Origin of the sequence: Deinococcus aerophilus (genome assembly GCF_014647075.1) — a bacterium.
In the GTDB taxonomy this organism is placed as follows: Bacteria; Deinococcota; Deinococci; order Deinococcales; family Deinococcaceae; genus Deinococcus; species Deinococcus aerophilus.
Map to the genome: position 1 here is coordinate 1 of NZ_BMOM01000006.1, position 22,318 is coordinate 22,318.

General features: G+C 68.1%; 36 protein-coding genes and 1 riboswitch. Of the genes, 28 read left to right on the forward strand and 8 right to left on the reverse strand.

Features of this window, described 5'->3' with window-relative positions:
- The 25 genes from IEY21_RS05260 to IEY21_RS05380 form a co-directional block, all read left to right on the forward strand.
- Window positions 1-82 (forward strand): EF-Tu C-terminal domain-related protein (locus IEY21_RS05260; protein WP_188902398.1); only part of this gene is annotated, 82 nt, incomplete at its 5' end.
- A gap of 5 nt (window positions 83-87) precedes the next feature.
- Entirely contained in the window at window positions 88-411 is a 324-nt protein-coding gene (rpsJ, locus tag IEY21_RS05265; RefSeq protein ID WP_014685998.1) for a 30S ribosomal protein S10, read from the forward strand.
- Window positions 408-1,028 (forward strand): 50S ribosomal protein L3, encoded by a 621-nt coding sequence (gene rplC / locus IEY21_RS05270; protein ID WP_188902115.1) that lies wholly within the window; start codon window positions 408-410, stop codon window positions 1,026-1,028. The genes rpsJ and rplC overlap by 4 nt, the downstream gene beginning before the upstream one ends.
- Before the next feature lie 2 nt (window positions 1,029-1,030).
- The gene (rplD, locus tag IEY21_RS05275) at window positions 1,031-1,651 is read left to right on the forward strand and encodes a 50S ribosomal protein L4 (protein ID WP_188902117.1); all 621 of its coding nucleotides are present in this window, start codon (window positions 1,031-1,033) and stop codon (window positions 1,649-1,651) included.
- Window positions 1,648-1,935 carry a 50S ribosomal protein L23 gene (locus tag IEY21_RS05280; RefSeq protein ID WP_188902119.1) on the forward strand — a complete coding sequence of 96 codons (288 nt, stop codon included), beginning with the start codon at window positions 1,648-1,650 and terminating at the stop codon, window positions 1,933-1,935. The genes rplD and IEY21_RS05280 overlap by 4 nt, the downstream gene beginning before the upstream one ends.
- A 14-nt stretch (window positions 1,936-1,949) precedes the next feature.
- Complete coding sequence (gene rplB, locus IEY21_RS05285) at window positions 1,950-2,783, forward strand: 50S ribosomal protein L2 (protein WP_188902121.1); 834 nt, start codon at window positions 1,950-1,952, stop codon at window positions 2,781-2,783.
- A gap of 14 nt (window positions 2,784-2,797) precedes the next feature.
- On the forward strand, window positions 2,798-3,085 hold the full coding sequence (gene rpsS / locus IEY21_RS05290) for a 30S ribosomal protein S19 (protein WP_188902123.1): 288 nt from the start codon (window positions 2,798-2,800) through the stop codon (window positions 3,083-3,085).
- Window positions 3,082-3,498, forward strand: coding sequence for a 50S ribosomal protein L22 (gene rplV / locus IEY21_RS05295; RefSeq protein ID WP_188902125.1), 417 nt, complete (start codon window positions 3,082-3,084; stop codon window positions 3,496-3,498). The genes rpsS and rplV overlap by 4 nt, the downstream gene beginning before the upstream one ends.
- Window positions 3,498-4,244, forward strand: a complete 747-nt coding sequence (gene rpsC / locus IEY21_RS05300; protein ID WP_188902127.1) for a 30S ribosomal protein S3 — start codon at window positions 3,498-3,500, stop codon at window positions 4,242-4,244. Before rplV ends, rpsC begins: the two co-directional genes overlap by 1 nt.
- Window positions 4,244-4,669 carry a 50S ribosomal protein L16 gene (gene rplP, locus IEY21_RS05305; RefSeq protein WP_188902400.1) on the forward strand — a complete coding sequence of 142 codons (426 nt, stop codon included), beginning with the start codon at window positions 4,244-4,246 and terminating at the stop codon, window positions 4,667-4,669. The genes rpsC and rplP overlap by 1 nt, the downstream gene beginning before the upstream one ends.
- The gene (rpmC, locus tag IEY21_RS05310; protein ID WP_188902129.1) at window positions 4,656-4,874 is read left to right on the forward strand and encodes a 50S ribosomal protein L29; all 219 of its coding nucleotides are present in this window, start codon (window positions 4,656-4,658) and stop codon (window positions 4,872-4,874) included. Before rplP ends, rpmC begins: the two co-directional genes overlap by 14 nt.
- Window positions 4,871-5,161 carry a 30S ribosomal protein S17 gene (gene rpsQ, locus IEY21_RS05315; RefSeq protein ID WP_188902131.1) on the forward strand — a complete coding sequence of 97 codons (291 nt, stop codon included), beginning with the start codon at window positions 4,871-4,873 and terminating at the stop codon, window positions 5,159-5,161. The genes rpmC and rpsQ overlap by 4 nt, the downstream gene beginning before the upstream one ends.
- Complete coding sequence (rplN, locus tag IEY21_RS05320; RefSeq protein ID WP_188902133.1) at window positions 5,158-5,562, forward strand: 50S ribosomal protein L14; 405 nt, start codon at window positions 5,158-5,160, stop codon at window positions 5,560-5,562. Before rpsQ ends, rplN begins: the two co-directional genes overlap by 4 nt.
- The gene (gene rplX / locus IEY21_RS05325; RefSeq protein ID WP_373290482.1) at window positions 5,562-5,909 is read left to right on the forward strand and encodes a 50S ribosomal protein L24; all 348 of its coding nucleotides are present in this window, start codon (window positions 5,562-5,564) and stop codon (window positions 5,907-5,909) included. Before rplN ends, rplX begins: the two co-directional genes overlap by 1 nt.
- Window positions 5,910-5,967: 58 nt before the next feature.
- Entirely contained in the window at window positions 5,968-6,507 is a 540-nt protein-coding gene (rplE, locus tag IEY21_RS05330) for a 50S ribosomal protein L5 (protein WP_188902135.1), read from the forward strand.
- Between the two features lie 20 nt (window positions 6,508-6,527).
- Window positions 6,528-6,713 carry a type Z 30S ribosomal protein S14 gene (locus tag IEY21_RS05335; RefSeq protein WP_012693992.1) on the forward strand — a complete coding sequence of 62 codons (186 nt, stop codon included), beginning with the start codon at window positions 6,528-6,530 and terminating at the stop codon, window positions 6,711-6,713.
- A gap of 295 nt (window positions 6,714-7,008) precedes the next feature.
- Window positions 7,009-7,410 carry a 30S ribosomal protein S8 gene (rpsH, locus tag IEY21_RS05340; protein WP_188902137.1) on the forward strand — a complete coding sequence of 134 codons (402 nt, stop codon included), beginning with the start codon at window positions 7,009-7,011 and terminating at the stop codon, window positions 7,408-7,410.
- Window positions 7,411-7,484: 74 nt separating this feature from the next.
- Window positions 7,485-8,042 (forward strand): 50S ribosomal protein L6, encoded by a 558-nt coding sequence (rplF, locus tag IEY21_RS05345; protein WP_188902139.1) that lies wholly within the window; start codon window positions 7,485-7,487, stop codon window positions 8,040-8,042.
- Window positions 8,042-8,386 carry a 50S ribosomal protein L18 gene (gene rplR, locus IEY21_RS05350; protein WP_188902140.1) on the forward strand — a complete coding sequence of 115 codons (345 nt, stop codon included), beginning with the start codon at window positions 8,042-8,044 and terminating at the stop codon, window positions 8,384-8,386. The genes rplF and rplR overlap by 1 nt, the downstream gene beginning before the upstream one ends.
- Window positions 8,376-8,972, forward strand: a complete 597-nt coding sequence (rpsE, locus tag IEY21_RS05355; protein WP_188902142.1) for a 30S ribosomal protein S5 — start codon at window positions 8,376-8,378, stop codon at window positions 8,970-8,972. Before rplR ends, rpsE begins: the two co-directional genes overlap by 11 nt.
- Window positions 8,973-8,983: 11 nt before the next feature.
- Window positions 8,984-9,151: a 50S ribosomal protein L30 gene (gene rpmD / locus IEY21_RS05360; protein ID WP_188902404.1), complete on the forward strand. Its 168-nt coding sequence runs from the start codon at window positions 8,984-8,986 to the stop codon at window positions 9,149-9,151.
- The gene (rplO, locus tag IEY21_RS05365) at window positions 9,148-9,612 is read left to right on the forward strand and encodes a 50S ribosomal protein L15 (RefSeq protein ID WP_188902144.1); all 465 of its coding nucleotides are present in this window, start codon (window positions 9,148-9,150) and stop codon (window positions 9,610-9,612) included. Before rpmD ends, rplO begins: the two co-directional genes overlap by 4 nt.
- Window position 9,613: 1 nt before the next feature.
- Window positions 9,614-10,951, forward strand: a complete 1,338-nt coding sequence (secY, locus tag IEY21_RS05370; protein WP_188902146.1) for a preprotein translocase subunit SecY — start codon at window positions 9,614-9,616, stop codon at window positions 10,949-10,951.
- Between the two features lie 141 nt (window positions 10,952-11,092).
- Window positions 11,093-11,695, forward strand: coding sequence for an adenylate kinase (locus IEY21_RS05375; protein ID WP_188902148.1), 603 nt, complete (start codon window positions 11,093-11,095; stop codon window positions 11,693-11,695).
- 148 nt (window positions 11,696-11,843) lie between these two features.
- Window positions 11,844-13,526: an HRDC domain-containing protein gene (locus IEY21_RS05380; protein WP_188902150.1), complete on the forward strand. Its 1,683-nt coding sequence runs from the start codon at window positions 11,844-11,846 to the stop codon at window positions 13,524-13,526.
- Window positions 13,527-13,563: 37 nt separating this feature from the next.
- Here IEY21_RS05380 and IEY21_RS05385 read toward each other — a convergent pair whose 3' ends face one another.
- The 5 genes from IEY21_RS05385 to IEY21_RS05405 all read right to left on the reverse strand — a co-directional run bounded on the left by IEY21_RS05385 (window position 13,564) and on the right by IEY21_RS05405 (window position 17,698).
- Complete coding sequence (locus tag IEY21_RS05385) at window positions 13,564-13,938, reverse strand: (2Fe-2S) ferredoxin domain-containing protein (RefSeq protein WP_188902152.1); 375 nt, start codon at window positions 13,936-13,938, stop codon at window positions 13,564-13,566.
- A 5-nt stretch (window positions 13,939-13,943) separates the two neighbouring features.
- Window positions 13,944-14,753, reverse strand: a complete 810-nt coding sequence (locus IEY21_RS05390) for an ABC transporter ATP-binding protein (protein ID WP_188902154.1) — start codon at window positions 14,751-14,753, stop codon at window positions 13,944-13,946.
- Between the two features lie 5 nt (window positions 14,754-14,758).
- Window positions 14,759-15,724: a FecCD family ABC transporter permease gene (locus IEY21_RS05395; RefSeq protein WP_308424821.1), complete on the reverse strand. Its 966-nt coding sequence runs from the start codon at window positions 15,722-15,724 to the stop codon at window positions 14,759-14,761.
- Between the two features lie 111 nt (window positions 15,725-15,835).
- The gene (locus IEY21_RS05400) at window positions 15,836-16,711 is read right to left on the reverse strand and encodes an ABC transporter substrate-binding protein (RefSeq protein WP_188902156.1); all 876 of its coding nucleotides are present in this window, start codon (window positions 16,709-16,711) and stop codon (window positions 15,836-15,838) included.
- A 151-nt stretch (window positions 16,712-16,862) separates the two neighbouring features.
- A riboswitch (cobalamin riboswitch) is annotated at window positions 16,863-16,997 on the reverse strand.
- 23 nt (window positions 16,998-17,020) lie between these two features.
- Window positions 17,021-17,698 (reverse strand): lysophospholipid acyltransferase family protein, encoded by a 678-nt coding sequence (locus IEY21_RS05405; protein ID WP_188902158.1) that lies wholly within the window; start codon window positions 17,696-17,698, stop codon window positions 17,021-17,023.
- Window positions 17,699-17,771: 73 nt separating this feature from the next.
- Here IEY21_RS05405 and IEY21_RS05410 point away from each other — a divergent pair, with 73 nt between their 5' ends.
- A complete protein-coding gene (locus IEY21_RS05410) occupies window positions 17,772-18,395 on the forward strand; it encodes an SDR family oxidoreductase (protein ID WP_188902160.1) in 624 nt (207 codons plus the stop codon).
- A 2-nt stretch (window positions 18,396-18,397) separates the two neighbouring features.
- Here the strand turns inward: IEY21_RS05410 and xseB are convergent, their stop codons facing one another.
- Entirely contained in the window at window positions 18,398-18,655 is a 258-nt protein-coding gene (gene xseB / locus IEY21_RS05415; protein WP_188902162.1) for an exodeoxyribonuclease VII small subunit, read from the reverse strand.
- Between the two features lie 68 nt (window positions 18,656-18,723).
- Here xseB and IEY21_RS05420 point away from each other — a divergent pair, with 68 nt between their 5' ends.
- On the forward strand, window positions 18,724-19,419 hold the full coding sequence (locus tag IEY21_RS05420; protein ID WP_188902164.1) for a flavin reductase family protein: 696 nt from the start codon (window positions 18,724-18,726) through the stop codon (window positions 19,417-19,419).
- A gap of 4 nt (window positions 19,420-19,423) precedes the next feature.
- Here the strand turns inward: IEY21_RS05420 and IEY21_RS05425 are convergent, their stop codons facing one another.
- Window positions 19,424-20,053, reverse strand: a complete 630-nt coding sequence (locus IEY21_RS05425) for a DNA-3-methyladenine glycosylase family protein (protein ID WP_229752907.1) — start codon at window positions 20,051-20,053, stop codon at window positions 19,424-19,426.
- Between the two features lie 120 nt (window positions 20,054-20,173).
- Between IEY21_RS05425 and IEY21_RS05430 the strand changes: the two genes are divergently transcribed.
- A complete protein-coding gene (locus tag IEY21_RS05430) occupies window positions 20,174-20,644 on the forward strand; it encodes a YbaY family lipoprotein (protein ID WP_188902167.1) in 471 nt (156 codons plus the stop codon).
- A 4-nt stretch (window positions 20,645-20,648) separates the two neighbouring features.
- On the opposite strand, the gene mutL is transcribed toward IEY21_RS05430, so the two are convergent.
- A complete protein-coding gene (gene mutL / locus IEY21_RS05435) occupies window positions 20,649-22,313 on the reverse strand; it encodes a DNA mismatch repair endonuclease MutL (RefSeq protein WP_188902169.1) in 1,665 nt (554 codons plus the stop codon).
- Window positions 22,314-22,318: the final 5 nt, after the last annotated feature.

A 22,318-nucleotide genomic window follows, 5' to 3' on the forward strand; every position in this document is an offset into this window, starting at 1 on the left:
CATGGAAGAAGGCCTGCGCTTCGCCATCCGCGAAGGTGGCCGCACCGTCGGCGCCGGCGTCGTTACCAAGGTCCTGGAGTAATAGCAATGGTTGCCCCGAAGATTCGCATCAAACTGCGTGGTTTCGACCACAAGGCGCTGGACCAGTCCGCGAGCAAGATCGTGGACACGGTCCGGCGCACCGGGGCGGACGTGAGCGGCCCAGTGCCGCTCCCTACCCGCATCCGCCGCTTCTGCGTGCTGCGCTCGCCCTTTGTGAACAAGGACAGCCGCGAGCACTTTGAGATCCGCACGCACAACCGCCTGGTGGACATCATGAACCCCACCAAGAAGACCATCGACAGCCTGATGACCCTCGATCTGCCCACCGGTGTGGACATCGAGATCAAGACGGTGGGAGGCCGCGCATGAAGGGCCTGCTCGGCACCAAGATCGGCATGACCCAGATCTGGAAGGGCGACCGCGCCGTTCCGGTGACGGTGGTGCTCGCCGGTCCCTGCCCGGTCGTGCAGCGCAAGACCGCGCTGAGCGACGGCTACGAGGCCGTGCAGATCGGTTTCTCGCCCAAGAGCGAGAAGCGCGTGAACCGCCCCGCCATGGGTCACTTCAAGAAGGCCGGGGTGTCTCCCGTGCGCTTCCTGCGCGAGTTCCGCGACTTCAATCCTGAAGGCGAGACCGTCAGCGTGGACATCTTCGCCGAAGGCGAGAAGATCGACGCGACCGGCACCAGCAAGGGCAAGGGCTTCCAGGGCGTTATGAAGCGCTGGAACTTCAAGGGCGGTCCGGCCAGCCACGGCTCCAAGAAGTGGCACCGCCGTCCCGGCTCCATCGGCCAGCGCAAGACGCCCGGCCGCGTGTACAAGGGCAAGCGCATGGCCGGCCACATGGGCATGGACCGCATCACCGTCCAGAACCTCGAAGTGGTTGAAGTGCGCGCCGACGAGAACCTGATCCTGGTCAAGGGTGCGATTCCCGGGGCCAACGGCGGTCTCGTGGTGTTGCGCCAGGCTGCCAAGGGAGGCAAATAAGCATGGCGCAGATCAACGTGATCGGTCAGAACGGCGGTCGTCAGATCAGCCTGGAACTGCCCGAACCCAACGCGGGCGTGCTGCACGAAGTGGTGACCTGGCAACTTGCCAACCGCCGCCGTGGCACCGCCAGCACCAAGACCCGCGCGCAGGTCAGCGCGTCGGGCAAGAAGATGTACAGCCAGAAGGGCACCGGTAACGCCCGTCACGGCGACCGCAGTGTTCCCACCTTCGTGGGCGGCGGCGTGGCCTTCGGGCCCAAGCCGCGCGGCTACGGCTACACCCTGCCCCGCAAGGTGCGTCAGCTGGGCCTGGCGATGGCCCTGGCCGACCGTCAGCAGGAAGGCAAGCTGCTCGCCGTGGACGGCTTTGGCCTCGACGGCAAGACCAAGGGCTTCGTGAGCTGGGCAGCCGACAACGGCATGAACGGTTCCGAGAGCGTCCTGGTCGTCACCGACGACGTGCAGACCCGCCAGGCGGCACGCAACGTGCCGTGGGCAACCGTGCTGCCCGTCGCTGGCCTGAACGCCTACGACATCCTGCGTCACGACCGACTGATCATTGACGCGGTGGCGCTGGAACCGGCCCAGGATGACGAACAGGCCGGGGGAGAAGTCGCATGAGCTACTACGACATCATTCACCAGCCGGTGATCAGCGAGAAGGCCTACGCAGGCATGGAACGCGGTGTCTACTCGTTCTGGGTCAGCCCCAAGGCGAGCAAGACCGAGATCAAGAGCGCCATCCAGCGCGCCTTCGGCGTCAGCGTGATCGGCATCAGCACCATGAACGTGCGCGGCAAGCAAAAGCGCGTGGGCCGCTTCATGGGCCAGCGCAATGACCGCAAGAAGGCCGTGGTTCGTCTCGCCGAAGGCCAGCGCATCGAGCAACTCGAAGGCCAGGCTTAAGGAGAGATCTGAACATGGCGATTAAAAAGTACCGTCCGTATACCCCGTCGCGCCGTCAGATGACGACCGCCGACTTCAGCGGCCTGACCAAGAAGCGTCCGGAAAAGGCGCTGACTACCGCGCTGCCCAAGTCCGGCGGACGCAACAACCGCGGCCGCATCACCAGCCGCTTTATCGGCGGCGGCCACAAGCGTCTGTACCGCATCATCGACTTCAAGCGCCGCGACAAGTCCGGTGTGGTCGCCAAGGTGGCGGCCATCGAGTACGATCCCAACCGCAGCGCCCGCATCGCCCTGCTGCACTACGCCGACGGCGAGAAGCGCTACATCCTGGCCCCCGAGGGCCTGCAGGTGGGTGCCACCGTCAATGCCGGTCCCGAAGCCGAGCCCAAGCTGGGCCACGCCCTGCCGCTGCGCTTCGTGCCGGTCGGCGCGGTGGTGCACAGCGTGGAACTCGTTCCCGGCAAGGGCGCGCAGCTGGCCCGCAGCGCCGGCACGAGCATTCAGGTGCAGGGCAAGGAAAGCGATTACGTGATCCTGCGCCTCCCCAGCGGCGAACTGCGCCGCGTGCACAGCGAGTGCTACGCGACCATCGGTACGGTCGGCAACGCCGAGCACAAGAACATCAACCTCGGTAAGGCCGGACGCAGCCGCTGGCTCGGCCGCAAGCCCCATCAGCGAGGCAGCGCCATGAACCCGGTGGATCACCCACACGGCGGTGGTGAAGGCCGTACCGGCGCAGGCCGCGTGCCCGTGTCTCCGTGGGGTCAGCCCAGCAAGGGCCTCAAGACCCGCAAGAAGCGCAAGATCTCGGACCGCTTCATCATCACCCGCCGCGGCGGGAAGTAAGGAGGGCGCTCTTTATGCCCCGTAGCCTGAAGAAAGGCCCGTTCGTGGACGATCACCTCCTGCAGAAGGTGGACACCCAGAACGACCGCAAAGATAAGCGCGTGATCAAGACCTGGTCGCGGCGCTCGACCATCGTGCCCGAGATGATCGGCCACACCATCGCCGTCCATAACGGCAAGCAGCACATTCCGGTCTTCGTCAACGAGCAGATGATCGGCCACAAGCTCGGTGAGTTCTCGCCCACCCGAAGCTACCGTGGTCACGGCTCGGAGAAGAGCGCCAAGGGGAGCAAGAAGAAATGACCGCTCCTGAACAGACCCAGTTCCGCAACAAGAAGCAGCGCAAGCAGCAGGTCAAACTGCGCCGTCCCGGCTACGCGCTGGCCAAGTACGTGCGCATCAGCCCCCGCAAGGTGCGTCTGGTCGTGGACGTGATTCGTGGCAAGAGCGTCAGCGACGCCGAAGCCCTGCTGCGTTTCATTCCCCGTGCGGCCTCCGAGCCGGTCGCCAAGGTGCTGAACAGCGCCAAGCACAACGCGCTGCACAACGACGACATGCTAGAAGACCGTCTGGTGATCACGGCAGCCTACGTGGACGCCGGCCCCACCCTCAAGCGCCTGATTCCCCGCGCACGCGGCAGCGCCAACATCATCAAGAAGCGCACCAGCCACATCACCATCATCGTGGGCGAGCGCGAGAGCAAGGGGCGTAAATAATGGGCAATAAAATCAACCCGAACGGCTTCCGCCTGGGCATTACCCGGGGCTGGAACAGCCGCTGGTACGCCGGCAAGAAGCAGTACGCCGGCCTGCTCAAGGAAGACGAGAAGATCCGCAACCTGATTGACAAGAAGCTGTCTGCCGCCGGCATTGCCCGCGTGGAGATCGAGCGCGCTGGTCAGCAGGTCAACGTGATCATCTCGGCCGCTAAGCCGGGCATCGTGATCGGGAAGGGCGGCGACAGCATCAAGCAGCTGCGCGGCGACATCGAGCGTGTGGTGTCGGCGGGTACGGTGGCCGTGAACGTCGCCGAGATCCCCAACCCCAACATCAGCGCCCCGCTGGTCGCCCTGCGCATCGCCGAGCAGATCGAGCGCCGCTTCGCGTTCCGCCGCGCCATGAAGCAGGCCGCGCAGCGCGTGATGGAATCGGGCGCCCGTGGCGTCAAGATCATCCTGTCCGGCCGTCTGGGCGGAGCCGAGCAGGCCCGCACCGAGAAGGTCCTTGAAGGCCGCGTGCCGCTGCACACCCTGCGCGCCGACATCGACTACGGCACCGCGCTGGCCCGCACCACCTACGGCATCCTGGGCATCAAGGTCCTGGTGTTCAACGGTGAAGTGATCGGGGGCAAGACCGAGACCATGGCCCGCCCGCCGCGCCGCGACGACCGCCGCCGTGAAGACGGGGATCGTCCCAACCGCCGCCGTCCCGCCGCAGGGCGCCGTCGCCCTGGAGGTGAATGATGCTTCTTCCGAAGCGTACCAAGTACCGCAAGCAGCACCGCGGCCGGATGACCGGTGACGCCAAGGGCGGCGATTATGTCGCGTTTGGTGACTACGGCCTGGTGGCCATGGAACCCGCGTGGATCCGCAGCAACCAGATCGAGGCGTGCCGCATCGTGATGAGCCGCCACTTCCGCCGCGGCGGCAAGATCTACATTCGTATTTTCCCCGACAAGCCCGTGACCAAGAAGCCCGCCGAAACCCGAATGGGTAAGGGGAAGGGTGCCGTGGAGTTCTGGGTGAGCGTCGTGAAGCCGGGCCGCGTGATGTTCGAGGTCTCCGGCGTGACCGAGGTCCAGGCCAAGGAAGCCTTCCGCCTGGCCGGTCACAAGCTGCCCATCCAGACCAAGATGGTCAAGCGCGAGGTCTACGATGAAGCCCAGTGAAATGCGTGAGCTGAAGGCCGAGGATTTCCAGACGGAAATCGAGGCCCGCAAGAAGGAACTGATGGAACTGCGGTTCCAGGCGGCCATGGGCAACCTGGCCCAGCCGCACCGCGTCCGCCAGCTCCGCCGTGAAGTCGCCCAGCTGAACACCATCCGTGGTGAGCAGGGCCGCACTGCCCAGAGCGGGCAGGGAGAGCAGGCATGAAGAAGACCTTTACGGGCGTCGTTGTGAGCGACAAGGCCGACAAGACGGTCAGCGTCAAGGTCGAGCGCCGTTTCGCCCACCCCCTGTACGGCAAGGTCGTCACGCGCAGCCACAAGTACGCCGCGCACGACGAGAACAACGAGTACAAGCTGGGCGACCAGGTGGAGATCATCGCCGTGCGTCCCATCTCGAAGACCAAGACCTGGAAGGTCACGCGCCTGATCGATCGCCCCCGCGGCATCGAGACCACGGCCGTAGAGACCGAACTGGCCGGGGGTGAGGCATGATTCTTCCGCAGTCCCGCCTCGACGTGGCCGACAACAGCGGCGCGCGCGAGATCATGTGCATCCGCGTGCTCAACAGCGGCATCGGCGGCAAGGGCCTGACGACCGGGGGCGGCGGCAACAAGCGCTACGCCCACGTGGGAGACATCATCGTCGCCAGCGTCAAGGACGCCGCGCCCCGCGGCACCGTCAAGTCCGGCGACGTGGTCAAGGCCGTGGTCGTGCGCACCGCACACGCCATCAAGCGTGCCGACGGCAGCACCATCCGCTTTGACAAGAACGCCGCCGTCATCATCAACAACCAGGGCGAACCGCGCGGCACGCGCGTCTTCGGACCGGTGGCCCGCGAACTGCGCGACCGCCGCTTCATGAAGATCGTTTCCCTGGCCCCGGAGGTGCTGTAATGCCCCGTCCCAGCGCCGGAAGCCACCACAACGACAAGCTGCACGTCAAGAAGGGTGACAACGTCATCGTTCTGAGCGGCAAGCACAAGGGCCAGACCGGTAAAGTGCTGCTCGCTCTGCCGCGCGACCAGAAGGTCGTTGTGGAAGGCGTCAACATGGTCACCAAGAACGTCAAGCCCAGCGCCAGCAACCCCAGCGGCGGCCAGGAACAGCGCGAGCTGGCCCTGCACGCCAGCAAGGTCGCCGTGGTCGATCCCGAGACCGGCAAGGCCACCCGCATCCGCAAGGCGATCGTGGACGGCAAGAAGGTCCGCGTTGCCGTGGCGAGCGGCAAGAACATCGACTGATTTCAGGGTCACGCCCCGCGCGTGACCTGGGCGACCCGTCCGCCCGAAAGGTAGGCACATGCAACAGCTCAAGCAGAAGTACAACGAAACGGTCAAGGCCGCGATGATGCAGCAGTTCGGCTACTCCTCCGTGATGGCCGTGCCCCGCATCGAGAAGATCGTGATCAACGAGGGTCTGGGCAGCAGCAAGGAAGACAGCAAGGCCATCGATAAGGCCGCCAAGGAACTGGGCCTGATCACCCTGCAAAAGCCCATCGTGACCAAGGCGAAGAAGAGCATCAGCAACTTCAAGCTGCGTCAGGGCATGCCGGTGGGCATCAAGGTCACGCTGCGCGGCGAGCGCATGTACGTGTTCCTGGAAAAGCTGATCAACATCGGCCTGCCCCGCATCCGCGATTTCCGCGGCATCAACCCCAACGCTTTTGACGGCCGGGGCAACTACAACCTCGGAATCAAAGAGCAGCTGATCTTCCCGGAAATCACCTATGATATGGTGGACAAGGTGCGCGGTATGGACATCACCATCGTGACCTCCGCGAAGACCGACGAAGAAGCCCGTGCGCTGCTCCAGGCGATGGGCCTGCCCTTCCGCAAGTAAGTGCAGGGCTAAAGGAACTTATGGCGAATACCTCGAAAGTTGTGAAGGCTGCGCGCGGCCATAAATTTGCCGTGCAGAACTACAGCCGCTGCTCCCGCTGTGGCCGCGCCCGTGGCTACTACCGCTTTTTCGGCATGTGCCGCATCTGCATCCGCGAGATGGCACATAAGGGCGAATTGCCCGGCGTGAAAAAGAGCAGCTGGTAAACCCTCTTGCGCCCTGTGGGACCGTGTCCCCGGGCGATCCTTTCCGCCCCCTCGGCCGGATACGAACCGACTCGCTTTTGAGTGGTGATCGTCCGGTGTGTGGATCAAGACCCAACAGAAGAAGCGTTCGTGGCCTTTTTGTCTGCTTGTGTGGACCGCCGCGAAACCACATTCCGAATGGGGAGAACCGTGCCCGCCACCAGACAGGTGGTGCGGCGCAGCTACCGGGGCCTCTGCGCCTTGCCGCCTCAGCGACGAACATCGGTGAGTCGCGGCGTATGCCCCCGGAGGAACCATGCTGAGTGATCCCATCGCTGACATGCTCACGCGTATTCGCAACGCGACGCGCACATTCAAGGAGACCGTGGATATCCCGGCTTCCAAGTTCAAAGAAGAACTGGCCAAGCTGCTGGTCAAGGAAGGCTACGTGGCCTCCTACGAGCGTCTGGTTCCCGAGGGCCAGAAGTTCGACGTGCTGCGCGTGACCCTGAAATACGGTCAGAAGCGCGAGCAGGTCATCAAGCACATCGAGCGCGTGTCCCGTCCGGGCCGCCGCGCTTACGTCAGCGCCGAGAACCTGCCCCGCATTCAGCGCGGCCTGGGCCTGGCCGTCGTCTCGACCTCCAAGGGCCTGCTGCCAGACCGCGAAGCCCGCAAGGAAGGCGTGGGCGGCGAAGTCATCTGCGTTCTGTGGTAATCCGCTGATCGAAGTATCTCAACCTGACCTCAGGGCCACTGCGGCTGCTGACTTAAGGACTGAAGGAGGACACTATGTCCCGAATTGGTAGACAACCCATCGCCGTGCCCAGCGGCGTGACCCTGAGCGCCAGCGCTGGCGTGTTCAAGGTCAAGGGGCCCAAAGGCGAACTCACCGTTCCCTACAACCCCGAACTGACCATCAAGCACGACGGCGACCAGCTGCTCGTGGAGCGTCCCAGCGATCAGCAGCGTCACCGCGCCCTGCACGGCCTGACCCGCACGCTGGTCTCCAACGCCGTCAAGGGCGTCAGCGACGGCTTCACCATCAACCTGGAGCTGCGTGGCGTGGGTTACCGTGCCAAGCTGAACGGCAAGGCGCTGGAACTGACCATCGGTTACAGCCACCCGGTCGTGATTGATCCGCCCGCCGGCGTGTCCTTCGCCGTGCCTGAACCCACCAAGATCGACGTCAGCGGCATTGATAAGCAGCTCGTCGGCCAGGTGGCCGCCAACGTCCGCAAGGTCCGCAAGCCCGACGCCTACCACGGCAAGGGTGTGCGCTTTGCCGGTGAGAAGATCGCCCTGAAGGCCGGTAAGGCCGGAGCCACGGGCGGGAAAGGGAAGAAATAATGGCCGCCTCGAATGCCAATGTCGTGCGCCGCAAGCTGCGCGCCCGCCGCAAGGTGCGCGTCGCCGCTGGCGAGCGTCCGCGCCTGAGCGTGTTCCGCTCCAGCAAGCACATCTACGCCCAGATCATCGACGACGCCAGCGGCACCACCCTGGCTGCGGCCAGCAGCGCCGCCTTGAAGACGGGCACCAAGTCTGAAACCGCCGCTGCAGTGGGCAAGGCCCTGGCCGAAGCCGCTGCCAGCAAGGGTGTGACCCAGGTGGTCTTCGACCGTGGTCAGTACCGTTATCACGGACGCGTCAAAGCGCTCGCAGACGCGGCGCGGGAGGGTGGCCTTGACTTTTAATCGCAGAAATGACCGCAACGCGGAGCGTGAGAGCAGCGAATTCGAAGAAAAGATGCTGTTCGTCAACCGCACCTCCAAGACCTACCAGGGCGGACGCCGTTTCCGTTTCGCCGCGCTTGTGATCCTGGGTGACCGCAACGGTCGCGTGGGCATGGGCATCGGCAAGGCCAAGGAAGTGCCGGTGGCCATCGAGAAGGCCAAGAGCATTGCCCGCAAGAACATGATCTCGGTGCCCGTGGAAAACGGCACCATTCCGCACGACATCGTGGGCATCAACAGCACCAGCCGCGTGCTGCTCAAGCCTGCGGGTCCCGGTACCGGCGTGATTGCCGGCACCGTGCCGCGCTCGATCGCCGAACTGGCCGGCATCACCAACATGCTGTCCAAGGAACTCGGCAGCCGCAACAAGGTCAACGTGGCCTACGCGGTGTTCGACGGCCTGAAGAACCTGCGGACTGCCAAGCAGGTCCGCGCTCTGCGCGGCACCGAAGTGCAGGCCCGCACGGCCCAGCCCGTCACCACGACCCCCGCGGCCCAGTCGGCCACCACCGAAGCTGGCGCGGCGGAGGCGGGAGGTAGCCTGTGACCACCAAAGCCATCAAGATCACCCTCAAGCGCAGCATCATCGGCCGTCCGCAGAACCAAGTGGACACCGTCAAGGCGCTGGGACTTCGCAAAATCGGCGACAGCCGTGAGGTCAGCGACTCGCCCGCCGTGCGCGGGATGGTCCGGACCGTTCAGCACCTGCTGGAGGTGGAAGCGTGAAACTTCACGACCTGAAGCCCGCCGAGGGCAGCCGCAAGAACAGGAAGCGCGTCGGGCGTGGCCCCGGCGGCACCGACAAGACCGCCGGCCGTGGCCACAAGGGCCAGAAGTCGCGCAGTGGCGCGGGCAAGGGTCCCTTCTTTGAAGGTGGCCGCAGCACCCTGATCAGCCGCCTGCCCAAGCGCGGGTTCAACAATGTGGGTACGACCTACGAGATCGTCAAGCTGTCGCAGCTCGACGCCGCTCAGGGCGAGACCTTCGACCGCACCGCGCTGGAACTCGCGGGCTTGGTGCGCCGCAAGAACCGTCCGGTCAAACTGCTGGCCAGCGGTGAGCTGACGCGCGCCGTGACGGTGCACGTCGACGCCGCCAGCGAAGCCGCCATCAAAGCGGTGGAAGCCGCGGGCGGCAGCGTCGTGCTGCCTCAGACCCAGACCACCGAAGCCCAGAAGGCCGAGTAACATGCTGCGCGCCTTCCGCGACGCGTTCCGGATTCCGGATCTTCAGCGGAAGATTGTCTTCACCCTGCTGCTCCTCGCCGTGTATCGCCTGGGGAGCGCCATCCCCACCCCAGGCGTCAACAGCGCCGCCCTGAGTCAAGCGAACTCGGGCGGCCTGTTCGGCTTGATCAGCATGATCTCGGGGGGCAATCTCTCGCAGTTCTCGATCTTCGCGCTGGGCGTGCTGCCGTACATCACGGCCAGCATCGTGATTCAGCTGATGACCACCACCATCCCTGCTCTGGAAAAATTGAGCAAGGAGGGTGAGGAAGGCCGCAAGAAGATCAATCAGTTCACCCGCTACGCCGCTGTTGGATTGGGGGCGGTGCAGGCGCTGTTCTTCTCGCTGTTTATTACCAGCAACCCGGCCTACATCGCGGTGGGCTGGACGCCAGGATTGTTCACGATTCTGGTGATGGTGCTGACCCAGGTGGCGGGCATCGCCTTTACCATGTGGATCGGCGAGCGCATCACCGAGGTGGGCGTGGGCAACGGGATCTCGCTAATCATCACGGCGGGCATCATCGCCGCGTACCCGCGTGAGATCTCGGCGACCGCGCAGCTGTTCAGCACCGATCAGGTGCAGCTGCTCTCGTTGCTCGCATTCATTGCGATCATCCTGATCACCATCGCCGGCATTGTGTACGTGTATCAGGGCGAACGGCGGGTGCCGGTCACCTACGCCCGTGCACGCGGCGGCGCACCGACCGGAGCGACGGCCCGTGCGGGCGGCGGCGGAGCAGGACAGGCCACCTGGCTGCCCATCAAGGTCAACCAGGCCGGCGTGATTCCGGTGATCTTCGCCAGCGCCATGTTGATCATTCCCAACCTGATCGCCAGCGCCACGGCGACCCGTGCGCCGGGCGTGAATGCCTGGATCAGCTCCAACCTGGTGTTCGGGCAGCCGCTGTACATTGCGCTGGAAGCCGCGCTGATCTTCGGTTTCACGTACCTGTACAACAGCGTGCAGTTCGACCCCAAGCGCATTGCCGAGCAGCTGCGCGAGGCGGGCGGCTTCATTCCCGGCGTGCGGCCTGGTAACCCCACCGCCGATTACCTGGGCAGCATCAGCGGCCGCCTGAGCCTGTGGGGCGCGATCTTCCTGGTCGTGCTGACCATCATTCCGCAGATCGTGCAGCGCATCACCGGCATCACCACCTTCCAGTTTTCCGGCACCGGTCTGCTGATCATCGTGGGGGTGGCGCTCGAGACCCTCAAACAGCTCGAAGCGCAGCTCACCGTACGCCGCTACGACGGCTTTATCAGCAAGGGCCGCATTCGCGGACGCCTGAACAACTGAGCGCCGTTACCGGCCTGGAAACCGCCTGCCTGCTCTGGGGGCGGTTTCTGCGTTGGATGCCCGGACCCGCAGGTGGGCTGGGCAGGGTGGGGCAAGAGACGCTCCCAGACATTAAGCTGGGGGCCAGAAACGGAGGAAACAGTGACTCAACCGAAAAACAAAGTCGTCATCTTCCTGGGTCCGCCCGGAGCCGGCAAGGGCACGCAGGCCGAGCGGCTGGCCCGTGAGCAGGATCTCGTCAAGATCAGCACCGGGGACATCCTGCGCGACCACGTGGAGCGCGGCACGCCGCTGGGCCAGCAGGTGGCGCCCCTGCTCAACGCGGGCAAGCTGGTGCCCGACCAGATCCTGATGGCCCTGATCCGCGACCGTCTGGCCGACATGGAACACGTGCGCGTGATCTTCGACGGCTTTCCGCGCACCGAGGCGCAGGCGCAGGAACTGGACATGCTGCTGGAAGAACTGGGCGCGCCGGTCAATGCGGTGCCGCTGCTGGAAGTGCCCACCGAACTGCTGATTGAGCGCATCGTGGAGCGCGGACGGCAGGCGGCCCAGAGTGGGGGTTCGGTCCGCAGCGACGACACCGAGGAAGTGGCCCGCCACCGCCAGGAGGTGTACCGCGAGCAGACCCAGCCGCTGATCGATTACTACAGCGCGCGCGGCCATCTGGCGCATGTGGACGGCGTGGGCACCCAGGATGAGGTGTTTGCCCGCATCCTGGCCTCGATGACCCAGCGCAAGTAAGCACGCAGCACCAACATCATCAACATACGGGGGAGGGCGGGCCACTGCGGCCTGATCCTCCCCTTCACATGGCGCTGCGGGATCCGCCTGAAGGGGCGATGGAGATGGGCCGTGATGTTTTGCGCGTCCGTGCGGCACAATAGGTCGCATGACTGATTCCAGACATTCGCGTCCCGATGCCCGACTGGTGCGCCTGCACGCCGAACGCGGCGATCCGCACGCCCGACTCGCGGGGGCGCTCGCGGCGCTGGAAGGAGCGGAGTGGGGGCTGCTGCTGCCCGGCGAGGCGGCGTTGGCCCGGCAACTGGCCGCCATGCTGGGTCAGGGCACGCTGCGGGTGGATTCCCGCCTGCGCCTGAACCGCGACCTGCTGGCGGTGGCCGGCCTCGCCGCCGCGCCGCTGGACGGCGACTGGCGCGGAGCGCGCGGAGTGTGGCTGCTGGAACCCGAGGCCGCCGACCTGGAGCGAGCCCGCCGCGCCGGGGTGCGCGTGATCGCCGACGCCACCCTGGCACCGGGGGGAGGCTGGCTGCAGGCGGGGGCAGACCTGATCGTGTACCGCGACGGGGCAACTCTGACCGGGCACGGCGATGTGCCGCTGGCCGTGCTGTTTGGTGCGGGGCAAACTCCTGACCCGGTGACCAGTCCGCCCAGTGAGCTGAGCGTGGCGCTGGCCCTGCGTGACGTGGCCACCCTGCCGCTGCGGCTGGCCCGCGCCGCCCGCACCGTGGCGGCCCTGACCGACCGCCTGGGCGGGGCGGCCCAGCCGGCCGGACCCACCGCGCTGTTGCTCGCCCCCGACGCCGCACCCGATACCGATCAGCCGCTGGGCGGGGTCCTCGCGGCCACCCGCAGTGTGCCTGCCGGAGTGCTGCTGACGCCGGGCCTGGAAGAGCCGGACGCGGCCCTGGCCCTGCTGGAGCGCATGGCGCACGGCGCGGTGAGCGACGGCCCAAGCCAAGGAGACGCAGGCGAAGGAGACGCTCGCAAGGAGGACCACACCCCGGCCCAGGGCGCACCAGAGACGCCCCGCCGTGAGCACGGGGAGCCCCGTTCTGGCCGCCGGGACGACCGCCGGGACCGCGGTGGGCGGCGCGACTCCAGGCCGGACGGACGGCGCGGCGACTTCCGCCGTGAGGACCAGCCCGACCAGACCGATCGGCCCAGCGAGCCCGACGCCCCTGCCCGTCCGGCTCCTGAACGGTTCGTGTTCGAGTCCTCCCCGGACGCCAGCGCCGCGCCGGAGCAGCCGGCAGAGGCCGAGTCGATGGTGCCCAGCTCCGCCGAGGAGATCTGGGAGCCAGAGATCGTCTACAGCGACCTGAGCCACCCGCCGGTGCGGCTGCCCACCCCGATCAGCTCCGGTCCGGATTCCAGCACCCTGGAGGCGGGCGTGCCGGACGTGCGCCATCAGGCCGACCACAGCCCCGGCGAAGAGCCTGACGCCCCCAGAGAAAAGGAGGAGGGCCGCAGGGGGCGGGCGCAGCGCACAGGGCAACGCGCAGAGCAGCGCACAGAACCGACCTACGACGCTGCTCCGGCAGACGAAACCCCGGTGGTGCTGCCTCCCGACCTGCCCGCCGCCCGCGAAGACCCCGCCACCGACCTGACCGACGAACAGGCTGCCGTTTACGCGCGCCTGCGCGAGTGGCGCAACGCCGAGGCCAAGCGCCAGGAAATCAGCCGCTTTATCGTGGCGAGCAATGCCACCCTGGCCGAGATCGCCCGCCGCGTGCCGTACACGGAGGCGGACCTGAAGGCGGTCAAGGGCATGGGGCCCGAGCGGCTGCGCAAGTACGGCGAAAAGATTCTGGAAGTGGTGCGGGGGTAAGGACAGGCGGGCAGGAGCGCCGGCGTTCCGTTCCGGGCTAGCGCCCGCCGCGCACCGCAGTTTCCTGCGGCGCCGGCTCCGGGCCGTAGCGGCCCTCTTCCGGCAGCGCCGCCCCGTCATGCACGGTTTGGGCGAGGCGGGCGGCCTGCGGGAAGTCCACGGCGGCGTACCAGCCCTCCTCCAGCCCCGCCGCCGTCTGGCGGTACACGCACACGCTGGGGCCGAAGCTGCATGAACCCAGGCAGCCGCTTTCGGTCAGGCGCACGCTGCCGCCGGTCTTGTAGTAGGCCAGCGAGGCGCGTTCCAGATGGTTCCAGAGGGCTTTGTACAGCAGCGCCGAGCCGCGGGCCTGACAGTTCGGGCCCTGACAGACAAGCAGGTGGCCGGAGGTCTTGAAGTATCTGGGAGGCATTGCCCTCAATCCTCGGGGATAACGAGCAGCCGGTCTGCATCGCGGACCACCCTGACGCGCACGCCGTAGGCCGCAAGCAGGTTCTGGGGCGTCAGAACCTCGTGTGGAGCTCCGGCGGCGAGCACCTTCCCCTGGTGCAGCAGCAGCAGCGTGTCGGCCCGGGAGGCCAGATTCAGGTCGTGCAGCACCGCCACCACCCCCAGCCCGCCGGCGACCTCGCAGCGCAGGTAGCGCATCACCTCCAGCGCGTAGGCCAGGTCCAGGTGGTTGGTGGGTTCGTCCAGCAGCAAGAAGCGCGGCTCACCGGCCAGTGCACGGGCCAGGGCGACCCGCTGCCGCTCGCCGCCCGAGAGTTCCGAAACCCGGCGTGCCTCGAAGCGGCGGGTGTCGGTGCGGGCCAGGGCGCTGTCCACCGCCGCCTCATCGGCCGCAGTCCACGGCCGGCCGGGCAGCAGCCCGAACCGCCAGTCGCCCGCGCCGCGTCCCAGAGCGACCACGTCCCGCACCCGGGTGTCTCCGGGCAGCTCCTCGCTCTGGGCCAGGTACGCCAGCGCCCGCGACCGTTCGGGGCGGCTCCAGTGGGCCAGCGGCCGCCCGAACAGGCGGACCTCGCCCGCTTCCGGCCTGTTCAGGCCCAGCAGCGCGCGCAGCAATGTACTTTTGCCCGCACCGTTCGGCCCGATGACCGCCGAGAAGGAGCCTGCTTCGAAGCGGGCCTGCACACCCCGGATTGCCGGGAAGCTGCCGGCGTGAACGTGCAGGTTGGCGGCCTCCAGCGGGCCGGACCGGACCGGCGTGTCGGGTTGGAGATCCATCCCCCTCACGCCCCCCTCTCCCGCCGCAGCAGCCACAGGAAGAACGGGCCGCCGAGCAGCGTGGTCACGATGCCCACCTGCGACAGCGGCGTGGTGCGCGCGAGCAGGTCGGCGAAGACGAGCAGCGAACCGCCAAGCAGCGCGGAGAGCGGCAGCAGGGTGCGGTGTCCCGCGCCGAAGGCCAGCCGGACCATGTGCGGCACGATCAACCCCACGAAGCCGATCACGCCCACATAGGCCACCGCGCCCGCCGTGGCGACGCTTGCGGCGAGCACCACGATCAGGCGCAGCCGCTCGACCGGCACGCCCAGCGAGCGGGCAGTCAGGTCCCCGAGCTGCAGGGTGTCCAGCGCGCGGGCAAGCAGCAGCAGGGCGCCGCAGCCCAGCGTGGCGTAGGGCAGCACCGTCAGCACATCGTGCCAGCCGCTGAAGCCCAGGTCCCCCAGGGTATACGCGAGCACCTGCCGCGCCCGGTCCTCGCCGCGCAGGATCAGGGCGGTCGTGGCGGCGCTCAGGACGCTGCCCACCACCACCCCGGCCAGGATCAGGCGGGTGGGCGGAAAACGCCGGCCCTCGCGGGCCAGGGCCAGGGTGATCGCCACCGCGGCCAGTGCCATGAGCAGCGCCGTGACCGGAATCAGCGCGCGCGGCCAGCCCGCCACGATGGCAACTGTGGCCCCCAGCGCCGAGCCGCTCGCCACCCCCAGCAGGTAGGGATCGGCCAGCGGGTTGCGGAATACGCCCTGAAAGGCCCCGCCGCACACCGACAGGCTCGCTCCTACGAGCACCCCCATCATCACGCGCGGCAGGCGGATCTGCCACACGATCACGTCGTTGCCGGCGAGTTCTGCGCCGGTCAGGGGCCGGCTCAGCCCACACCACAGCGCTCCCAGCACCTCACCCGGCGCGATGGTCACGCTGCCCAGTCCGGTCCCGAGCACCACGGCGAGCAGCAGCAGGGCGACCAGCAGCGCGGTGCGCAGCGGGATCAGGGTGCGTGGTCCCCGCCGTGTGGCGCGCGCCGGACGCGGCCCGGGGTCCGCCCTGTTCTTCCACCCATCACCCACCACGACCCACCCTCCTTACTTGAACAGTTCCGGATGGACGATCTTCGCGAGTCCTAGCAGCGCCTGCGGCAGCCGGGGGCCAGGACGCGACAGAAGCTGGCCCAGATCGCCGGGCAGGTCCAGGGTCTGACCGGACTTGACGGCGGCCAGCGTGCTCCAGCCGGGGCGGGCGGCGGCGGTCTTGCGGTCCACGCCCAGAATCAGCTGCGGATTGGCCTTCACGATGAACTCGGGGTCCACCTTGGGAAAGTCGCCCATACTCGCGGGGATGATGTTGCGCGCCCCTGCCTTGGTGAGCAGCACCCCCATGAACGAGTTGGGGCCGACGCTGTACGGCGTGGGATCGATTTCCAGGTAGGCGGTGGGTTTGCGGACCGCGTTCTTGGTCAGGATCTCCACCCGCGCAATGTCGCGGCGCATCTGCGTGACCAAGTTCTTGGCCTGCGTCTCGCGGCCCACGATCCGGCCCAGCGTCAGCGTCTTGGTGAAGACCTCCTCGTAGGTCTCGGGATTCACGGCGATCACGGTGATGCCCGCCTGCGACAGCGGTCCTTCCAGCTTGCCGTACTTGCTGACCAGGACCAGATCGGGCCTGAGCGCCACGATGGCCTCGATCTTGGGATCGTACAGACCGCCCACCTTGGGCAGCTTGGTCACCTGCTGCGGGTAGTCGCTGTAGTCGTCCACGCCGACCAGTTTGCTGCAGGCTCCGATGGCGCACAGCGTCTCGGTGTCGCTGGGCAGCAGGCTCACGATGCGCTGCGGCTCGGCCCGCAACGTCACGGTCCGCCCCAGGTCGTCGGTGAGGGTCAGGGGATAGCTGGTGGCGCCCGCCGCCCCGGCCGCGGCCAGGGTCATCACAGAAATGGAAAGGGTCAGCAAAGCTTTCATGGTTGCTCCTCGCTGCCGCCCACGTATAGAAAAACCGCCCCGTTATCAGGGGCGGAAAGCAGAACCGTCCGGCACGTGTGGTTCGGTCACCCCGAACCCGGCCCGAGCGTTCCCTCCTTCCGCGAGAGGTCAGCCTCACGGTTCTGAAGTCTTCAGGACCGTGGACGGGGCAGGTGCTCGGACTTGCCCCTCCCCAGGAGCGGCTTACCGTTGCGCGACAGTGCCGGAATGTGCCCGTTTGCAGGGCAGTCACCGGCTTCCCCCACGCCCGTCACCGCCGAGTATAGGTCAGCGGAGCGCCCCGGAAGGTCACAGCCGGTCGCCCACCGGCTGGGCCAGCTCCAGCAGGCGCTCGCCCAGCTCGCCGGTAACCGCCTTGATGCCGCCCTGCGCCGAGATCGGTTCTCCGAAACGCACGATCCAGCGGTCCCCGTCGCGGCTGATGCCGGCGGGCAGAATCGGGGCACGTCCCCGGGCGGCGATCAGGGCCACACCGCCCTGCAGCGCCGCGCCGCCGCGCGTGCCCTGCGGAAAGATGCCCACCGTGCCGTTGCCCTTGAGGATCCGCACGGCCATGCGCACGGCGGCCAAATCGTTGCCGGTGCGGTCCACCGGAAAGCTGCCCCCGGCACTGATGATGTGCCCGATGACCGGCACGAACAGTTCCTTTTTGGCCATGAACTGCAGGAACCGGCCCGGCGGCAGCGCGCGTGCCACCAGAAAGGGATCCAGGTTCGAGCGGTGGTTGGAGGCGATCACCAGCGGGGTTCCGGGCGGGGGCACGTGCTCGCGCCCGTGGACTTCCAGATGCGCGCCGCTGAAGACCACCGGCAGATAGGTCACCGCCACCACTGCGCGGTACACCAGCGGATTGACGTGGGGAGGGGCGGGTTCCGGGCGTCGCCTGCCCTCCGGTGCGTGCGGAACCGCGCGACCGGGGACCGGGGCGGCGGTGCCTGTGGAATCGGACTGGGCGGCGTCGCTCATGAGGAGAAGAATACGCCCACCCCAAGCCGCGTGTCCGCAGACTTCCAGGGACGCGGGGCTTAGGCTGGCAGGCATGAACCTTGCAGTGATCGGCGCGGCGGGCGGTGTGGGCCGCCGGGTGGTGGCCCAGGCGACCAGAGCGGGATACGCGGTGCGCGGACTGGTGCGCCGCCAGGAGCAGGCCGACATGCTCGCGCTGTACGGCGCCGAGCCGGTCCTGGGCGACCTGAGTGCTGGGTGGGAGCCCGTGCTGAGCGGCGCGGACGCCGTGGTCTGGGCGGCGGGGGCGGGGGCAGGTGGAAATTTTCAGGCCATTGACGGCGACGCCCTGATTCAGCTGGTGCAGACCCTGGAGGAGCGCGGCCCGCGCCGACTGGTGGCGGTCAGCAGCGTGGGCGTGGACCGGCCCGAGCAGATGCCGCCCTTCTTGCAGGCGGTGCTGCGCGTCAAGGCGGAGTCGGACGGGCGGGTGCAGCGCAGCGCCCTGGACTGGACGGTGGTGCGTCCCGGCGGCCTGACCGATGACCCCGGCGCCGGGCAGGTCACGGTCGGGCGGTCGCTGCCCGGCGGCAGGACCACGCGCGACGACGTGGCCGCCGTGGTCCTGGCGTGCCTGCACCTGCCCTCCACCGTGGGCCGGACCTTCGAGGTGACCTCGGGCGGAAAGAGCATTTCCGAGGCGTTGCGCGAGCTGTAGGGTTATTCCTCCGGGTCGTCCGGGTCGGTGTCCCCGGTGCCGGCGTCTTCCACCGTCCGGGGCCCGTCGGCCCAGTCGCCGGCGAGCACGGCGCGCACCGCCTCAATGCGCTCGCGGCACTGTGCGTAGGCCTCGCGGGCCTCTTCCAGCAGCGGCAGCACGCGGTCGAGGTCCGCATCGCCGCTTTCCAGTTCAGCGGCGATGCGCGACAGCCGCGCGTAGGCCTCGCGGTAGGAGGGGGTCGGGGATTCGGTGCCCATACGCCGCCATGCTAGAGCATGGGCCCGTTCATACGGCACGCTCGGGCCCCGGCCCGCTACCCTGGCGCATGACCTCGCCTGCCTTCACGCACTTTGACCTGACGGTCCTGCCCGCCGGGGCGCGCTACAAGCTGCTTACCGCCACGGTGGTGCCGCGGCCCATCGCCTGGGTCTGCACGCTGGGTCCGGGCGGCGTCCCCAACCTGGCCCCGTACAGCTTCTTCGGACTGATGGGCTCGGACCCGCCGGTGGTGGCCTTTGCGCCCGGGGACCGTCCGAACGGTACTCCCAAGGACACCGCCCTGAACATTGCGGCGGGCGGCGAGTTCAGCGTGAATCTGGTCAGCGCTGATCTCGCCGCAGCTATGAATGCCACCGCCACCGAATTTCCGCACGGCATGGGCGAGCCGGTCACGCTGAACATCGCGCTGGAGGCGGGAAAAAAGATTGCGGTGCCGCGCGTGACCGCCAGCCCCGCCACGCTGGAGTGCCGTGAGGTACAGACCGTGGTGATTGGACATACCCGCGTCATCCTGGGCGAGGTGCTGGGCCTGAGCCTGCGCGCCGACGCCGTGCTGGATGCCGGGCGTCATCACCTGGACACAGCGGCGCTGGACCTGATCGGCCGCATGGGGGGCCGGGGCGGGTACACCCGGACCCGCGACGGATTTCAGGTGGACCGCGTGACCTATGCGGAGTGGCTGAAGCGTGAGGCGCAGCAGCCAGAAGCGCCGCACTCGGAAATACAGCGGCCGGAATTGTGACCCCTCAGCCGGTCAGCGGCGCTCCGCCCGCCCGGACGCGGTGGTTGTCGGCCCACAGATAACGCGCCGCCAGCGTGCGGTAGGGGGCCCAGCGGGCAGTGACGTCGGGAGCGGGCACGCCGGGGTACAGCCGCGCCAGCCCCTGGCGCAGGGCCAGGTCCCCGGAACTGAACACGTCGGGCCGGGCCAGGGCAAACATCAGGAACATCTCTGCGGTCCAGCGCCCGATGCCGGGCAGCGGCAGCAGCTCGTCCACGACGGCTTCATCCGGCAGGGCGGCCAGGTGAGCAAAATCCACCGTGCCGTCCTGGGCCGCCTCTGCAATGGCCTGCACGGTCCTCACCTTGGCCCACGACAGGCCCACCGCCCGCAGGTCCTCGCCGGGGGTGCGCAGCAGGGTTCCGGGCGTCAGGGGACCCAGCCGTTCCAGCAGCCGGGCGTGGATGCTCGCGGCGGCCTTCACGCTGAGCTGCTGTCCCCCCACCGAGCGGATCAGCGTGCCAAAGGGGTCGGAGGTCGGCGTCAGGACGGGCAGGTCGCCGTTGCGCGCGATCACCTCGCGCATCGTCGGGTCGTGCGAGAGGTGCGCGGCGGCGTCGGCGTGGTGGCTCAGGGGTGCGGTGAAGACGGTCATGCTCCCCATTGAAACGCATGGCTCGGGCAAGGGTCAGCCCGGGGTGAATGGACCGGGTGTGTGCGCAGTGAATGAAGAGGTCATCACAAACAGATCACAGACATCCCTCAGCATGACCGCATGAACCGAGTTCTGACCACTGCCCTCAGCCTGATCACCCTGGGCCTGCTGACCACAGCGCCCGCCCAGACCCAGATCGGCAACGTGACCCTGACCCCGGCCAAGGCGCCGGCGGTGAGCATGGCGGCCAGCTACGCCGGCGAGGATGTGCCGAGCGGCTGGAGCGAGATCAAGGGGCGCGTAACTGGACCCAACGGCAGTGCGCTGCGTCTGCCCGCCGGCAGCGAGGTCCGCGTGACGGTGCTGGACACCACGGCAGCCAGGATCCTGCTCGACGTGTCCTTCGGGACCACGCGGCTGAGCACGCCGTATCAGCTGGTGTACAACCCGGTGCGTCTGTCGGACACGCACGAGTACGTTGTCCGCGCCGAGATCGTGGACGCCCGCGGCAAGGTGCTGTACCGCAGCGCCGACGCGGCTCTGCCCAGCGCCCGCCGCGCCGCCCTGAACCTGGCGGTGCGGCCCCGCTGAGGACTTAAACCGGCCGCTCCCCCTGCGGCTGTGGCTCGGCGTCTCGCCCCCGGGCCACGTCGCGCACGCCGCGCCGCCCGAAGGCGTGGGCCAGATCGCGCTCCGACAGGCGCAGGGTGGTGGGCCGCCCGTGCGGGCAGGCCCAGGGGTGGTCGCAGGCCATCAGGGCATCCAGAACCGCCGCGCCGCGCGCGTGGTCAATCATGCCTGCCTTGAGTGCGGGGGCGCACGCCAGCCGCGCAAGCACCTCGCGGCGCGGGTCCGGGCCCTGGCCCAGCGCGGCCTCCACGATCTGTTCGTGCAGCCGGGGCACGCTCAGGGCGGCCAGCGCAGCGGGCAGGGTCCGCAGCCGGGCCAGTCCCGCGCCAAAGTCCTCCAGGATCAGCCCCCAGCCGTGCAGCTCGGCGGCACGCTCATGCAGGGCGGCAAGCTGTTCCGGGGTCAGGTGCAGCAGCTCCGGCTCGGGCAGCTCGGTGGGTGGAGCGTCCGTCAGCTCGCGGGTCAAGCGCTCGTACAGGGCGCGTTCGTGGGCGGCGTGGGCGTCCACCACCCACAGGTCCCCCTCGCCCTGAGCAAGCAGGTACAGCTCCTGATAGATGCCCACCAGCGTCAGCCGGGGAAACGAGTCGTGGGTGGGTGCCTGTGAGGGCAGGGTGGGCGCGCTCAGCGCGGGCGCGGCGCGGGCGAGCGGATGCTGGGCCAGGGCGGCGGCCACCGCCTCACGCACGCGGGCGGCCACGCCGGCCAGATCAGCCAGGGCAACCACCGATTTGGCCGGGTGGACATTGGGGTTGTGATCGCCGGGCGGCACGCTCAGGTCCAGCACGCACAGCGGGGCGCTGCCGCCCGGCAGCAACTCGGCGTAGCCCTCGATCACGGCCCGTTCCAGCTCAGGCGGCGCGAGGATGGGCCGGCCATTGACGCTGAAGTGCATGCGGTCGCGCCGGGCGCGGGTCAGCTCGGGGCGCGAGACCACGCCGCGCACGGTGACGTTGCCCTGGGCCTCGACCCGCAGCACCCGGTTGGCACTCAGCGGCCCGTAGACGCTCGCCACCGCGCCCCGGTGATCGGCGGGGGCGTGCGTGAGCCGCGGCTCACCGTCCACGGTCAGGCGCCAGTGCAGCCCCGGATGGTGCAGCACGTACCGTCCGAACAGGGCCGTGATCTCGCGCACCTCGGTGGTCGCCGGCGCCTGGGTGCGCAGGCGGGCGGGCAACCGGGCAAACAGATGGCGCACCGTCACGGTGGTGCCGGCCGGGGCGGAGGTGCGCGAGACCTGCACGTCCTCGCCATGCGCCTGCACCACGCACGCGCCCACCTGCGCGGCGGGGCGGGTGATCAGGTGCAGCTCCCCGGCCTGGGCCGCCGCCCACAGCGCCTCGCCCCGGAAGCCCAGGGTGGTGACATGCTCGACCGACGCCACTTCGAGTTCCAGCTTGCTCGTCGCGTGCCGAACGGCCGCCAGGGCCACACTGTCCGCAGCGATGCCGCCGCCATTGTCACGCACCCTGATGCCGTCCAGGCCGCCGCCCTCGACCTCCACCTCAATGCGGCTGGCTCCGGCATCCAGCGCGTTCTCCAGCAGTTCACGCACCACGTCCAGCGGCCGTGACACGACCTCGCCCGCCGCGATCAGGCGGGCCACCTGGGGGGGAAGAACGCGGATCATTCGGG

Excerpts from the sequence above, each read along its gene's own strand:
- rpsH (WP_188902137.1), top strand. The coding sequence starts at position 7,009 with ATGCTGAGTGATCCCATCGCTGACATGCTCACGCGTATTCGCAACGCG.
- IEY21_RS05380 (WP_188902150.1), top strand. The coding sequence starts at position 11,844 with ATGACTGATTCCAGACATTCGCGTCCCGATGCCCGACTGGTGCGCCTG.
- rplP (WP_188902400.1), top strand. The coding sequence starts at position 4,244 with ATGCTTCTTCCGAAGCGTACCAAGTACCGCAAGCAGCACCGCGGCCGG.
- IEY21_RS05390 (WP_188902154.1), bottom strand. The coding sequence starts at position 14,753 with ATGGATCTCCAACCCGACACGCCGGTCCGGTCCGGCCCGCTGGAGGCC.
- rplC (WP_188902115.1), top strand. The coding sequence starts at position 408 with ATGAAGGGCCTGCTCGGCACCAAGATCGGCATGACCCAGATCTGGAAG.
- rplN (WP_188902133.1), top strand. The coding sequence starts at position 5,158 with ATGATTCTTCCGCAGTCCCGCCTCGACGTGGCCGACAACAGCGGCGCG.
- xseB (WP_188902162.1), bottom strand. The coding sequence starts at position 18,655 with ATGGGCACCGAATCCCCGACCCCCTCCTACCGCGAGGCCTACGCGCGG.
- IEY21_RS05430 (WP_188902167.1), top strand. The coding sequence starts at position 20,174 with ATGAACCGAGTTCTGACCACTGCCCTCAGCCTGATCACCCTGGGCCTG.
- rpmC (WP_188902129.1), top strand. The coding sequence starts at position 4,656 with ATGAAGCCCAGTGAAATGCGTGAGCTGAAGGCCGAGGATTTCCAGACG.
- IEY21_RS05335 (WP_012693992.1), top strand. The coding sequence starts at position 6,528 with ATGGCGAATACCTCGAAAGTTGTGAAGGCTGCGCGCGGCCATAAATTT.
- IEY21_RS05385 (WP_188902152.1), bottom strand. The coding sequence starts at position 13,938 with ATGCCTCCCAGATACTTCAAGACCTCCGGCCACCTGCTTGTCTGTCAG.
- rplV (WP_188902125.1), top strand. The coding sequence starts at position 3,082 with ATGACCGCTCCTGAACAGACCCAGTTCCGCAACAAGAAGCAGCGCAAG.
- IEY21_RS05405 (WP_188902158.1), bottom strand. The coding sequence starts at position 17,698 with ATGAGCGACGCCGCCCAGTCCGATTCCACAGGCACCGCCGCCCCGGTC.
- rpsJ (WP_014685998.1), top strand. The coding sequence starts at position 88 with ATGGTTGCCCCGAAGATTCGCATCAAACTGCGTGGTTTCGACCACAAG.
- rpsC (WP_188902127.1), top strand. The coding sequence starts at position 3,498 with ATGGGCAATAAAATCAACCCGAACGGCTTCCGCCTGGGCATTACCCGG.
- IEY21_RS05400 (WP_188902156.1), bottom strand. The coding sequence starts at position 16,711 with ATGAAAGCTTTGCTGACCCTTTCCATTTCTGTGATGACCCTGGCCGCG.
- rpsS (WP_188902123.1), top strand. The coding sequence starts at position 2,798 with ATGCCCCGTAGCCTGAAGAAAGGCCCGTTCGTGGACGATCACCTCCTG.
- IEY21_RS05280 (WP_188902119.1), top strand. The coding sequence starts at position 1,648 with ATGAGCTACTACGACATCATTCACCAGCCGGTGATCAGCGAGAAGGCC.
- mutL (WP_188902169.1), bottom strand. The coding sequence starts at position 22,313 with ATGATCCGCGTTCTTCCCCCCCAGGTGGCCCGCCTGATCGCGGCGGGC.
- IEY21_RS05420 (WP_188902164.1), top strand. The coding sequence starts at position 18,724 with ATGACCTCGCCTGCCTTCACGCACTTTGACCTGACGGTCCTGCCCGCC.
- rplF (WP_188902139.1), top strand. The coding sequence starts at position 7,485 with ATGTCCCGAATTGGTAGACAACCCATCGCCGTGCCCAGCGGCGTGACC.
- rpsQ (WP_188902131.1), top strand. The coding sequence starts at position 4,871 with ATGAAGAAGACCTTTACGGGCGTCGTTGTGAGCGACAAGGCCGACAAG.
- IEY21_RS05410 (WP_188902160.1), top strand. The coding sequence starts at position 17,772 with ATGAACCTTGCAGTGATCGGCGCGGCGGGCGGTGTGGGCCGCCGGGTG.
- rplR (WP_188902140.1), top strand. The coding sequence starts at position 8,042 with ATGGCCGCCTCGAATGCCAATGTCGTGCGCCGCAAGCTGCGCGCCCGC.
- rplX (WP_373290482.1), top strand. The coding sequence starts at position 5,562 with ATGCCCCGTCCCAGCGCCGGAAGCCACCACAACGACAAGCTGCACGTC.
- rplD (WP_188902117.1), top strand. The coding sequence starts at position 1,031 with ATGGCGCAGATCAACGTGATCGGTCAGAACGGCGGTCGTCAGATCAGC.
- secY (WP_188902146.1), top strand. The coding sequence starts at position 9,614 with ATGCTGCGCGCCTTCCGCGACGCGTTCCGGATTCCGGATCTTCAGCGG.
- rplB (WP_188902121.1), top strand. The coding sequence starts at position 1,950 with ATGGCGATTAAAAAGTACCGTCCGTATACCCCGTCGCGCCGTCAGATG.
- rplE (WP_188902135.1), top strand. The coding sequence starts at position 5,968 with ATGCAACAGCTCAAGCAGAAGTACAACGAAACGGTCAAGGCCGCGATG.
- IEY21_RS05425 (WP_229752907.1), bottom strand. The coding sequence starts at position 20,053 with ATGACCGTCTTCACCGCACCCCTGAGCCACCACGCCGACGCCGCCGCG.